The sequence below is a fragment of the Nocardioides sp. genome, from assembly GCF_035703625.1.
Classification (GTDB): domain Bacteria; phylum Actinomycetota; class Actinomycetes; order Propionibacteriales; family Nocardioidaceae; genus Nocardioides.
The window spans coordinates 1-12,273 of record NZ_DASSXS010000162.1; the positions used below are offsets into that span (position 1 = coordinate 1).

The window sequence follows — 12,273 nt, forward strand, 5'->3', positions numbered from 1 at the left end:
TAGGGGTACTGCAGCGACTTCGGCAGCCGGGCGCGGTCGACGATCTCGGCGGCACGCGCGTCGACGCCGGCGTACACCGAGCCGGCGACCGAGCGCGGCGCTGCCCCGGGCAGGGCGAGGGAGAGCAGGTCGACGCGACGCACGCTGCCGGTCAGGAGCAGCTCTGCCTGGCCGGCCGGATCGTCGGGCAGCCCGAGCATCCGGGCGAAGTCGTTGCCCCGACCGGCCGGGAGCACCGCGAGGATCCCGCCGGAACGGGCGACCGGACCGGCCAGCGAGGACAGCATGCCGTCGCCGCCCACGGACACCACCACGTCACCGCGGGAGACCGCGCCGTCGAGGAGGTCCCGCATCGCGTGCGGGCCCGGCGAGTAGGTCACCTCGACCCGGGCGCCGGCCTCGCGCAGCAGCCGGGCCACGGGCACGACCGCCTGGGGTGCGGCGCCGCCGCCGGAGGCCGGGTTGACCAGGAAGGTGAAGTTGCGGGTCACCTGGGGTGACGTCATGGGATGAGCACTCCCGGGTTGAGGATCCCCGTCGGGTCGAGCTCGGCCTTGACCGCCCGCAGGATGGCCACGCCCCGGTCACCGATCTCCTGGCCGTACCACCGCTTGTGGTCGGTCCCGATCGCGTGGTGGTGGGTGATCGTGGCGCCGGCCGCCGCGATGGCCTCGCTCGCCGCCGTCTTGGCCGCATCCCACTGGGCGAGCGGATCCTCGCCCTCCTTGGCGGCGACGGTGAAGTAGAGCGAGCAGCCGGTCTCGTAGACGTGCGAGATGTGGCAGAGGACGATCGTCCCCTCACCGAGCTCCTGCTCCAGCGCCGCCTTGACCCCGGTGTAGAGCCGGTCGAGGTTCGACCACCACGTCGCCGTCTCGAGGGTCTCGACGAGCACGCCGACATCGAGCATCGAGTCGCGGAGGTACGGCGCCCGGAAGCGGCCCTCGACCCAGGACCGGCCGGGCTCCTCCCCCAGGTCGGTCCCGCCGAGTCCGGCCAGGACGGCGCCGATCGCCGACCGGCGGGCCGCGACCGCGGCGGGCGGCCCCTCGTGGCCGGCGATCATCAGGCAGCCGGCCGCTCCCTCGGAGCCGATCTCGTCGGGCCGCGCGAGGTTGATCGCGGTCTCGGCCTCGTCGGAGAGCCGGATCACCGTCGGGAGCAGACCGGCCTGCGCGAGGGTGCGCATCGCCGCGGCACCCTCGGCGAACGACGGCCAGCGCCACCCGTCGTAGACCGTGGTCTCGGGGAGGTGGCGGACCCGGACGGTCACGGCGGTGATCACGCCGAACACGCCCTCGGAGCCCAGGAGCAGCTGCCGCAGGTCCGGGCCGGCCGCGCTCGCGGGGGCGGCGCCGAGGTCCAGCCGTCCCGTGGGCGTGGCCGCGGTCAGCCGGACCACCATGGAGTCGAAGCGCCCGTAGCCGGCGCTGGACTGGCCGCTGGAACGGGTGGCGGCGAAGCCACCGATGGAGGCGTACTCGAACGACTGCGGGAAGTGGCCCAGCATCAGGCCGTGCTCAGCGAGCAGCGCCTCGGCCTCGGGACCGCGCAGGCCGGGCTCGAGGGTCGCGGTCATCGAGACCTCGTCGACGTCGAGCAGGCGCTTCATCCGGACCAGGTCGAGGGAGAGGACGCCGGCGTACCCCTCGCGGGTGGCGGCCAGACCACCCGTGACGCAGGTGCCTCCGCCGAACGGCACCACCGCCAGGTCGTGCTCGACCGCGAAGGCCAGGACTGCCGCCACGTCGTCGTGGTCACCCGGGCGGACCACGGCGTCCGGGGCGTCGTCGAGCTCGCCGGCCCGGGCGCGCAGCAGGTCGGGGGTGGACTTGCCGCGCGTGCGGAGCCGCCGGGTCTCGTCGTCGGTGAGGACGTGCTCGGCGCCGATCAGGTCGCGGAGGCCGTCGAGCAGCCGGGGGTCCAGCCGGCCGGGCGGAACGCTGGGGTGCTCGACCGCGGGACGGTCGTCGAGCCCGAAGGCGAGCTCGATGAGTCCGCGGGCGGAGTCGGGCAGTGGCCCGGCGGCGGCCGGGTCGCCCCAGCGGCTCGGGTGCATCTCGTGGCTGTCGACTGACATGCGTTACAGTGTGACACATGCCGTCACTTCGTCACACTTCGGATCTCGACGAACGGGAAGGTGCCTACCTCGACGCCGCCCGCGCGTGCATCCTCGACGTCGGCTGGCGGCGGACGACGCTGACCGAGGTCGCCCGTCGCGCCGGGGTCTCCCGGATGACCATCTACCGGACCTGGTCCGACATGCCCCAGCTGCTCGGCGACCTGATGACCCGCGAGTGGGGCAATGTCGTGGCCGCCATCGTCGACGGTCCCGAGTCGGCAGGATCGCCGGCCGAGCGGCTGGTCACCGCACTCACCGGCGGGGTCCGCGCCCTGCGCGACAACGAGCTGTTCGTCCGGATCGTCGAGCTCGACCCCGAGCTGCTGCTTCCCTACCTGCTCTCGCGCCGGGGGCGGTCCCAGGACGCGGTCCTGGCGCTGGTCGAGGAGTGGGTCCGGGCCGGCCAGAAGACCGGTGACGTCCGGGCCGGCGATCCGGTCGCGATCGCCCGCGGGCTGGTCCTGGCGACCCACGGATTCGTGCTGTCGGCGCACACCATGGTCGACGACACGGTGTCGGAGCAGGCGCTGGACGACGAGCTGGTCGCCGTACTCACCCGGGCGCTGGCGCCGTGACCGGGGGCCGCGGCACGACTCCCATCACCCCCGGGCTGGCCGGGGCGCCCGACGATGTCGACGTGGTGGTGGTCGGGCTCGGGGTGACCGGGGCCGGCGTCGCGCTCGACGCGGTCACCCGGGGGCTGTCGGTGCTCGCGGTCGACGCCCACGACCTCGCGTTCGGGACCTCCCGGTGGTCGTCCAAGCTGGTGCACGGCGGCCTGCGCTACCTCGCCCACGGGCAGGTGGGCGTGGCCCACGAGAGTGCCGTCGAGCGGGGGATCCTGATGGAGGTCACCGCCCCCCACCTGAGCCACGCGATGCCGATGCTGGTGCCGCTCAGCTCCAGCGTCAGCACCTACCAGGCCCTGATCACGCGGGCAGCGCTGGCCGCGGGCGACCTGCTCCGCCGCGGCGCCCGCACCGACCGGGAGACCCTCCCCCGGCCCCGCCGCGTCTCCGCGACCGAGGCCCTCGCCCTGGCCCCCGGCCTCCGGCCCGGCGGGCTGCGTGGCGGGCTGCTCTCCTGGGACGGCCAGCTGGAGGACGACGCGCGGCTGGTCACCACGATCGCCCGCACCGCGGCGACCTACGGCGCCCACGTCCGGACGCGGGCGCGCGTCCTCTCGGCGACCGGGACGGCGGTCGAGCTGCGCGACGAGACCACCGGCTCCACGACGACGGTCACCGCGAGGACCGTCGTCAACGCCACGGGCGTCTGGGCCGGCGACCTGGTCGACGAGGTCTCGCTCCGCCCCAGTCGCGGCACCCACCTCGTGCTGCGCGCCGGCACCCTCCCCGGCCTGCGGGTGGCGGTCGCGCCGCCCGTGCCCGGCGAGTCGAACCGCTTCGCCCTGGTGCTGCCCCAGCCCGACGGCACGATCTACGTCGGCCTCACCGACGAGCCCGTGGACGGCGAGATCCCCGACGTGCCGACGGCCTCCGAGCCGGAGATCGGCTTCCTGCTCGACGTGGTCTCCGCCGCCTTCGCCCGCGACATCCGGCGCGACGACGTGGTCGGGACGTACGCCGGCCTCCGGCCGCTGCTCGACACCGGTGACGGGTCCACCGCCGACCTCTCCCGTCGGCACGCGGTCCTGACCTCGGCCTCAGGGGTGGTCACGATCGTCGGGGGGAAGCTGACGACGTACCGCCGGATGGCGGAGGACACGCTCGACGCCGCGCTCGGCGAGGCGGGGATCGACGCCGGACCCTGCCGGACCCGGACGCTCCCCCTCGCCGGAGCCGCCCCGCGGGACCGCCTGGCCGCCCTCGAGCTCCCGCCGCGGCTGGTGCGGCGCTACGGCACCGACGCCGAGCTGGTGCTGGCGAGCGCCCGCGAGGTCAGCGGCCTGCCCGACGACGAGCTGCTCGCCCCCATCGCCGAGCACATCCCGGCCACGCTCGCCGAGCTGCTCTTCGGGATCACCCACGAGGGTGCCGCCGACGTCGCGGACCTGCTGGAGCGGCGTACGCGCATCGGCCTGGTCCGCGAGGATGCCGACCTCGCGCGCTCGGCGGCCGAGCGGGCCCTCGCCCTGGCCGCACACGCCCAGTCGCGGTGACCCAGTCGCGGTGACCCGGTCGCGGTGACCCAGTCGCGGTGACCAGTCGCGGTGACCCAGTGGCGGTGACCCGGTCGCGCGGTGACCCGGCGCGCTGACCGGGGGTCAGCGATGAGTCTGCCCGTCGACGCCGGTCTACAACTGACGGCAGACTGGACCAACCCAGGTTGGGGCGAGGAGAGCGACCCATGAGGACGGCGACCATGACCACGACGACCGAGCTCGACGACTTCGAGGGGCTCACCCACCGCTACGAGCGCGAGCTCCTGGCCCACTGCTACCGGATGAGCGGCAGCTTCCACGAGGCGGAGGACCTCGTGCAGGAGACCTTCCTGCGGGCGTGGAAGGCCTCGGCCGACTTCCAGGGCCGGTCGTCGGTGCGCACCTGGCTCTACCGGATCGCGACCAACGTGTGCCTCACCAACCTCGAGGGCCGCCCCCGGCGGCCCCTGCCGGCCGGGCTCGGGACCCCCGACCAGTTGGCCGGCGACGCCCTCGAGTCGGACCCCGAGATCCCGTGGCTGGAGCCGGTCCCCGACGCCGCGGTGGTGGTGGCCGAGCGAGACTCCATCCGGCTCGCCTTCGTCGCCGCGCTGCAGCACCTGCCGGCCCGGCAGCGAGCGGTGCTGATCCTGCGTGACGTCCTTCGCTGGTCGGCCGCCGAGGTCGCCGAGGCGCTCGACACCACCAGCGTCGCGGTCAACTCCGCACTCCAGCGGGCGCACGCCCAGCTCGCCGACCGCGGTCTCAGCGAGGAGAGCGTCGAGCCCGACCTGACTCCCGAGCAGCATGCCCTGCTGGAGCGCTACGTCGAGGCCTTCTGGCGCAAGGACATCGACGCGATCGTCGGAATGCTCACCCGCGAGGCGGTCTGGGAGATGCCGCCGTTCCTCGGGTGGTACGTCGGCGCGGAGAACATCGGCAACCTCATCGACACCCAGTGCCCGGGCGGGGTGCACGACATGCCGATGGTGGCGACCACGGCCAACGGCCAGCCTGCCTTCGGGCTCTACATGCGGACCGGGGACGGCGACTTCGAGCCGTTCCACCTGCAGGTCCTCGACATCGAGGGCGACCGCGTCCGGCACGTCGCGGCCTTCTTCGACACCAACCTGTTCCGCCGCTTCGGGTTGCCGGACCGCCTGCCCGCCGATCACGCGCACCCGACGGCATCGTGACCACGGCGCTCGCAAGCGCCGTCGAGCTGCTGGATCGTTCCCTGGCCTTCACCCGGATGGCGCTGGTCGGGGTCGGCGACGCCGGGCTCGGGGCCCGGACCCCGTGCCGCGACTGGCGGCTGCGCGACCTGCTGGCCCACATGGACGACTCCCTGGACGCCTTCACCGAGGCGGCCGGCGGGAAGGTGGAGCTCACCCCGTCCCGGGCGGTCCCGCCCGTGCTGGCGCTGCAGCAGAAGGCGTGCGGCCTGCTCGGACTCTGGAGCAGGGAGGGCCCACCCGGGGTGCGGGTCGGCGGGGTCGACCTCGCCACCGAGCTGCTCGTCGCGACCGCCTGCCTGGAGATCACGGTCCACGGCTGGGACGTCGCCCAGGCGACCGGCGCGAGGACCAGAATCCCGGACGAGCTCGCCCGCGACCTGCTCGGCGTGGCCCGGCAGGTGGTGTCCGACGACGACCGGGGAAGCAGGTTCGCCACCGCCCTCCCGGAGCCTCCGGGAGCGGGCCCGGGAGGCCGGCTCCTGGCCTTCCTGGGGCGGGCCGACAGACGGGGCTGACCGGCCGCCAAGGCAAAATCATCGGCGTTCGTTACGTTTTCGTCACGCTCCGTTCCTAGCCTTGCGCCATGCTCGTCGAGTCCCCAGACCCGGCGGCGCCCAGACAGCTCCCTTCGGGGTCTGACCTGGTTCGGGCAGGAAAGATCACCGAGGCGTTGCACATGCTGAGCGCCCGCCCCGTGAGCGCCAGAGCGCTCCCCACGGTCCGCCATGCCGCGGCCCTGGCCGAGTGCCACCTTGCCCGCGGGGACCTCGCTCGCGCGGTGTCGACGGGCGAGATCGTCCGGGCCTACACGTCCTACGACGGGCTGCCCGGAGCCCTGGCCGCCTACACCCTGGGCGAGATCGCCTCCGCCCAGGGCAACGCCGAGCTCGCCTCGCTGCGCTACGCCGAGTCCAGCGAGCACCTCGGCGCCGATCTCGACGACCCCGATCTGGTGCCGTGGCGTGCGGGCGAGGCCCTCGCGCTCACCCGGCTGCACCGACCGCGCGAGGCAGACCAGCTCGCTCGCGAGCACCTCTCCCTGGCGCGGGAGTGCGGGGCGCCGTACACCGTCGCCCATGCGCTGCGCACCGCCGCGACCACCAATGCCGACGGCGCCCGGCTGCGGCTGCTGCGCGAGGCGCGGGCGATGCTGATGGACCTGGAGGCTCGTCGCCTCGCCGCGCAGGTCGACACCGACCTCGCCGTCCTGCTCACGCTCGAGGGGAGCGCGTCAGCAACCTCGGAGGCCATCAGCCTGCTCCGCTGCGCGGAGGCGTACGCCGGCCGCGAGGACCTGTTCCCGCTGCAGAGCCGGATCCGCGCGATCCTCGAGCGGATCGGCGAGGAGCCCCGCCGGATCCTCAGCGAGACGCTGGCCAGTCTCACCGTCACCGAGCAGACCACCGCCCGACTGGCGGCCGCCGGCATGACCAACCGGGAGATCGCCGCCGAGCTGGCGGTCACGGTGAAGGCCGTCGAGTGGCACCTGTCGAACGTCTACCGGAAGCTCAAGATCCCCGGCCGCACCGGACTGGCCGACACCATGGGCCTGGCCGTCTAGGCAACGTTCAGGCCGCATCTACGGACGGGGCGAGCCAGGTCATCGACCGGCCGTGCCCGTGCGTCCACGCCACCAGCTGGCCGTCCACTCCCATCGCGAAGCTCGCCTGCCCGTCGGGTTCGCTCGGCCCGGAGGCGCTGACCTGCGGGAGCACCCGGGGACCTTCGTTGCTGACCCAGTGACACCGGCGCCGCTCCACCAGGTCGGTCATCATCTCGTGGAACCGCACCCGGTCGTCGGTCTCGAGGTAGGCGATCACCGCGCTGTGGAACACCACGACCCGTCCCGCCGGCCCGATCTGGCCGGCCGCCCGTTCGACCAGTGCAGGGAGCTCGGTCAGGAGATCGCCTGCCACCAGGGCCGGGGGGTCGGCGCGGGCCACCTCGACGGCCACGCGCAGCCGCTCGCGGCGGTCGTCCTGCTCGGGCCAGACGAGGTTGGCCAGCCAGGCCATCGCGTCGTCGTCGGTCACCGAGAGCGGGTTCAGGTCGATGCCGGCGCGCCACTCCACACGGGGGACGCTCATCCGCTGCGGGAACCCGCCGGCCACTTCGCACTCCAGCCGGGGGCCCTGCCCCGAGGTCACGGGTCCGGCCTCGGTGGACCACGCGTAGGTGTACCGGTCCGGGTAGAGGCACAGCCCGGCGCTCGCCCCGACCTCGATCAGCGCGAGGGGCGCTCCGCCCGCGATCGCGGCGAACGCCGGGGTCAGGGTGGCCAGCCGGCCGACCTCGTTGGTCTGGGTCGAGCGGCTGAGGACCGTTGCCCGGATGGTGCCGTCGTCCCCGATCAGCGCGTCGCGCAGCCCGGAGTAGGGGCCCGGCGCCGGGACGCCGTGCCAGCGCGCGGCGGCGAAGACCAGGTTCGGCTGCTGCTTGACCTGCGGCAGCTGCGACAGCAGCGCGAGCACGTCGGGATCCTCCGCCACCCCGGCAGCCCACTGCGAGAAACAGGGCGACTCGTCACGGGACCAGCGCGCGAAGTCGGCGTACTGCTCGGCGACCGGCGCATACGGCTCCATCAGCCCGCCGGCAGGGAGACGTAGGTCGTGTCGAGGTACTCCTCGATCCCCTCGAAGCCGCCTTCGCGCCCGAACCCGCTCGCCTTCACCCCGCCAAACGGCGCCGCGGGGTTGGACACCAGCCCGGTGTTGATGCCCACCATGCCGAAGTCGAGCGACTCCGAGAGCCGGATCGTGCGCCCCAGGTCGCGCGTGTAGGCGTAGGACACCAGCCCGTACTCGGTGCTGTTGGCCTGCGCCACCGCCTCGTCCTCGTCGGTGAAGGTGGTGATCGGCGCGACCGGCCCGAAGATCTCCTCGCTGTTGATCCGGGCCTCGGCCGGGACGCCGACGAGGACGGTCGGCGGGTAGAAGTAGCCGGGCCCGTCGACCGGCGTGCCGCCGACGACGAGCGTGGCGCCCTCGTGCACCGCGTCGGTGACCAGACCACCCACGGACTCGACGGCGTCGGGGTTGATCAGCGGCCCGACGTCGACGCCGTCGTCCTGGCCGCGGCCGACCGTGAGGGCCGCCATCCGGTCGCCCAGCTTCTTGCCGAACTCGTCGGCCACGGACTCGTGGACCAGGAACCGGTTGGCCGAGGTGCACGCCTCGCCCATGTTGCGCATCTTGGCGATCATCGCGCCGTCGACGGCGGCGTCGACGTCGGCGTCCTCGAAGACCAGGAACGGAGCGTTGCCGCCCAGCTCCATCGAGACCCGCTGCAGCTCGTCGGCGGACTGCCGGACCAGGACCTTCCCGACCTCGGTCGAGCCGGTGAAGCTCACCTTGCGCAGCCGGTCGTCAGCCATCAGCGCGGACCCGACCTCACCGGAGTGCTGGGTGGTGACGACGTTGAGGACACCCTTCGGCAGGCCCGCCTCCTCCATCACGGCGGCGAGAGCGAGCATCGACAGCGGCGTCTCCGCCGCGGGCTTGATCACCATCGTGCAACCCGCGGCCACGGCCGGCCCGATCTTGCGGGTGCCCATCGCGAGCGGAAAGTTCCACGGCGTGATGAACAGGCACGGCCCGACCGGCTTCTTCAGCGTCAGCAGCCGGCTGGCGCCGTTCGGGGCGTGCATCCAGCGACCGTGGATCCGGACCGCCTCCTCGGCGAACCAGCGGAAGAACTCCGAGCCATAGGCGACCTCGCCCTTGGCCTCGGCGAGGGGCTTGCCCATCTCGAGGGACATCAGGCGTGCGAAGTCGTCGGCCCGCGAGGTGAGCAGCTCGAAGGCGCGGCGCAGGATCTCGCCGCGGTCACGAGGTGGGGTCCGGGCCCAGTCGTGCTGCGCGGCCACCGCCGCGTCGAGGGCGTCCATGGCGTCGAGGGGCGACCCGTCGGCGACCTCGGCGACCACGGATCCATCAGCCGGGTCGTGCACGTCGAAGCATGCCCCGTCATTGGCTTCCCGCCACTCGCCGTCGATGTAGAGACGGAGCTGACCGGCCCCGAGCAGGGGCAGGTCGGTGGGCTCGGTCCGCTGGTGCTGGCTGGTGTTCATGCCCTCACTCTGACACTCGCAAAGCCTCGGGAAAACTGCAGACAGGTGGACCGTGCGGTGGGATCATGTGGGCGTCGACTTCGGAGGGAGCAAGTCGAATGTCGACAGGGACCCCCCGCTGACCCCATGCGGCGGGGGGCCTCCTTGCTCCCCGGGTCCTTCCGGCCCTCCTCCGGCCACTTTGCCGATACCCCTTGTGCGACGGCGCCAACAGGAGTTGCCTTCGACGTGGAGGTGGCTCGATGGCAGACAAAGGTGGCACCCGGAGACCAGCCGGGCAGGATCTCGAGGCGGGCAGCCCGGACCGGATCAGGAACGTCGTCCTGGTCGGCCCCGGAGGCTCCGGCAAGACCACACTGGTCGAGACGCTGCTCGCCGCCGCAGGAGCCATCCCCCGCGCCGGCTCGGTGCGGGACGGGACCACCGTCACCGACTTCGAGGAGTCCGAGCAGGCCCACCAGCGCTCGAGCTCCCTGGCGCTGGCGCCGCTCGTCCACGACGGCATCAAGGTCAACCTCATCGACACTCCCGGGTACGCCGACTTCGTGGGCGAGCTGCGCGCCGGGCTCCGCGCCGCCGACTGTGCCCTGTTCGTCATCGCCGCCAACGAGGGGGTCGACGACGCCACCCGCTCGCTGTGGCGCGAGTGCGCCGACGTCGGCATGCCCCGCGCCGTGATCATCACCAAGCTCGACCAGGCCCGGGCCGACTACGACGGGGTGCTGGCCCAGGCGCAGTCGACCTTCGGCGACAAGGTGATGCCGCTCTACCTCCCGAACCGCGAGGGATCCGAGGTCGTGTCCCTGACCGGGCTCCTCGCGCCCAACGACCACGACCTCCGCGGGACGCTGATCGAGGGCATCATCGAGGAGTCCGAGGACGAGACCCTCATGGACCGCTACCTCGGTGGCGAGGAGATCGACGAGAAGGTCCTCGTCGCCGACCTCGAGCGTGCGGTCGCGCACGCGACGTTCTTCCCGGTGGTGCCGGTCTGCTCGGTCACCGGGGTAGGGTGCACGGAGCTGCTGAACCTCGCCACGCGTGCCTTCCCGTCCCCGTCGGAGCACCCTCCGCCCTCCGTGTTCACCCCGGCCGGCGCCGCGTCCGAGCCGATCACCTGCGATCCCGACGGCCCGCTCGTGGCCGAGGTGGTCAAGACGGCGAGCGACCCCTACGTGGGGAGGCTCAGCCTGGTCCGGGTCTTCTCCGGAACACTGCGCCCCGACGACGCCGTACACGTCTCGGGGCACTTCTCCTCCTTCTTCGGCGAGGGCTCCGGCCACGAGGACCACGACGAGGACGAGCGGGTCGGCGGCCTGACCTACCCGTTCGGCAAGTCGCAGGTTCCGGCGAGCCAGGTGGTGGCCGGCGACCTCGGCGCCATCGCCCGGCTCACCCGGGCCGAGACCGGCGACACCCTCTCCTCTGTCGACGACCCGCGGGTGCTGATGCCGTGGTCCCTGCCGGAGCCGCTGCTCCCGGTCGCGATCGTGGCGCAGAGCAAGGCCGACGAGGACAAGCTCTCCCAGGCCCTGAGCCGCGTGGCCGCGGAGGATCCGTCGATCCGCGTGGAGAACAACCCCGAGACCCACCAGCTGGTCCTCTGGTGCATGGGCGAGGCGCATGCCGACGTGGTGCTCGAGCGCCTGTCCAGCCGCTACTCGGTCAACGTCGACCAGACGCCGTTCGTCATCTCCCTGCGCGAGACCTTCGCCGCCCCGGCCAAGGCGCTCGGTCGGCACGTGAAGCAGTCCGGCGGGCACGGACAGTTCGCGGTCTGCCACATCGAGGTCGAACCGCTTCCCGAGGGGGCGGGGTTCGAGTTCGTCGACAAGGTGGTCGGCGGGTCGGTGCCTCGTCAGTTCATCCCGAGCGTCGAGAAGGGGATCCTCGCCCAGATGGCGCGAGGCGTTCGCAACGGGTACCCCGTCGTGGACCTCCGGGTCACCCTCACCGACGGCAAGGCCCACAGCGTGGACTCCTCCGACATGGCGTTCCAGATGGCCGGGTCGCTGGCGCTGCGCGAGGCTGCCGCCTCGACGACGGTCACCATGCTGGAGCCCTACGACACCGTCGACGTGATCATCCCCGACGACCACGTCGGCACGGTGATGAGCGACCTCGCCTCCCGGCGCGCTCGCGTCCTCGGCACCGACAAGGTCGGCGACGACCGCACCCTGGTCAAGGCCGAGGTGCCGCAGACCGAGCTGGTCCGCTACTCCGTCGACCTGCGCTCCTCCACCCACGGCTCGGGCACCTTCACCCGCACCTTCGCGCACTACGAGCCGATGCCCGAGGACGTGGCCGCCAAGGTCACCCCCCGCGACACTCGTTGAGTTGGGGATTCCCGCTCGTTGAGTTGGGGATTGCCGTCCCCAGATGGGCAGAAATCCCCGACTCAAGGGACGTGTAGCCCCGACTCGAGGGACGTTTATCCCCGACTCAACGTGAACGGGCGGAGCGGAGGAAGGACTCGAGGATCGGGCCCGCCGTACCGGAGCCCGACGCGCCCTCGTCGACGAACACCGCCACGGCCAGGTCGCCCTGGGCGGCGATCATCCAGGCGTGGGTGAGCAGCCGCCCGTCGCGCTCGAACTCTGCCGTGCCGGTCTTGGCGATCACCGGAGGCCCGGGTACGTCGGCGAGCAGGCTGCCGCTGCCGGAGGTGACGACGCCGCGCAGCATCGCGCGGAGCTGCGAGGCCTCACCGCCCGCCAGCTTCGGTACGTCGGCCCGGTCG

The 12,273-nt window shown here is 72.8% G+C and carries 11 protein-coding genes; 6 read left to right on the forward strand and 5 right to left on the reverse strand.

All coding sequences use genetic code 11. From position 1 onward, the window contains the following. Nucleotides 1-506: diacylglycerol/lipid kinase family protein (locus tag VFN12_RS08025; protein ID WP_325118117.1), on the reverse strand; the 506-nt coding region annotated here is incomplete at its 3' end. After that, nucleotides 503-2,080 carry an FAD-binding oxidoreductase gene (locus tag VFN12_RS08030; protein ID WP_325118118.1) on the reverse strand — a complete coding sequence of 526 codons (1,578 nt, stop codon included), beginning with the start codon at nt 2,078-2,080 and terminating at the stop codon, nt 503-505. The genes VFN12_RS08025 and VFN12_RS08030, both read right to left, overlap by 4 nt. A gap of 17 nt (nt 2,081-2,097) precedes the next feature. Here VFN12_RS08030 and VFN12_RS08035 point away from each other — a divergent pair, with 17 nt between their 5' ends. The 5 genes from VFN12_RS08035 to VFN12_RS08055 all read left to right on the forward strand — a co-directional run bounded on the left by VFN12_RS08035 (nt 2,098) and on the right by VFN12_RS08055 (nt 7,025). Beyond that, entirely contained in the window at nt 2,098-2,697 is a 600-nt protein-coding gene (locus VFN12_RS08035) for a TetR/AcrR family transcriptional regulator (RefSeq protein WP_325118119.1), read from the forward strand. Further along, complete coding sequence (locus tag VFN12_RS08040; protein ID WP_325118120.1) at nt 2,694-4,244, forward strand: glycerol-3-phosphate dehydrogenase/oxidase; 1,551 nt, start codon at nt 2,694-2,696, stop codon at nt 4,242-4,244. The genes VFN12_RS08035 and VFN12_RS08040 overlap by 4 nt, the downstream gene beginning before the upstream one ends. Nucleotides 4,245-4,432: 188 nt before the next feature. After that, complete coding sequence (locus tag VFN12_RS08045) at nt 4,433-5,422, forward strand: sigma-70 family RNA polymerase sigma factor (RefSeq protein ID WP_325118121.1); 990 nt, start codon at nt 4,433-4,435, stop codon at nt 5,420-5,422. Then, nucleotides 5,419-5,979, forward strand: a complete 561-nt coding sequence (locus VFN12_RS08050) for a TIGR03086 family metal-binding protein (RefSeq protein ID WP_325118122.1) — start codon at nt 5,419-5,421, stop codon at nt 5,977-5,979. The genes VFN12_RS08045 and VFN12_RS08050 overlap by 4 nt, the downstream gene beginning before the upstream one ends. Before the next feature lie 161 nt (nt 5,980-6,140). After that, nucleotides 6,141-7,025 (forward strand): helix-turn-helix transcriptional regulator, encoded by an 885-nt coding sequence (locus VFN12_RS08055; RefSeq protein ID WP_325118123.1) that lies wholly within the window; start codon nt 6,141-6,143, stop codon nt 7,023-7,025. 7 nt (nt 7,026-7,032) lie between these two features. On the opposite strand, the gene VFN12_RS08060 is transcribed toward VFN12_RS08055, so the two are convergent. Further along, nucleotides 7,033-8,046, reverse strand: coding sequence for a DUF2332 domain-containing protein (locus VFN12_RS08060; protein ID WP_325118124.1), 1,014 nt, complete (start codon nt 8,044-8,046; stop codon nt 7,033-7,035). Further along, nucleotides 8,046-9,533, reverse strand: a complete 1,488-nt coding sequence (locus tag VFN12_RS08065; RefSeq protein WP_325118125.1) for an NAD-dependent succinate-semialdehyde dehydrogenase — start codon at nt 9,531-9,533, stop codon at nt 8,046-8,048. Before VFN12_RS08065 ends, VFN12_RS08060 begins: the two co-directional genes overlap by 1 nt. Nucleotides 9,534-9,775: 242 nt before the next feature. On the opposite strand from VFN12_RS08065, the gene VFN12_RS08070 reads away from it, so the two are divergent. Beyond that, nucleotides 9,776-11,869 carry an elongation factor G gene (locus VFN12_RS08070; RefSeq protein WP_325118126.1) on the forward strand — a complete coding sequence of 698 codons (2,094 nt, stop codon included), beginning with the start codon at nt 9,776-9,778 and terminating at the stop codon, nt 11,867-11,869. Nucleotides 11,870-11,975: 106 nt separating this feature from the next. Here the strand turns inward: VFN12_RS08070 and VFN12_RS08075 are convergent. After that, nucleotides 11,976-12,273: penicillin-binding transpeptidase domain-containing protein (locus VFN12_RS08075; RefSeq protein WP_325118127.1), on the reverse strand; the 298-nt coding region annotated here is incomplete at its 5' end.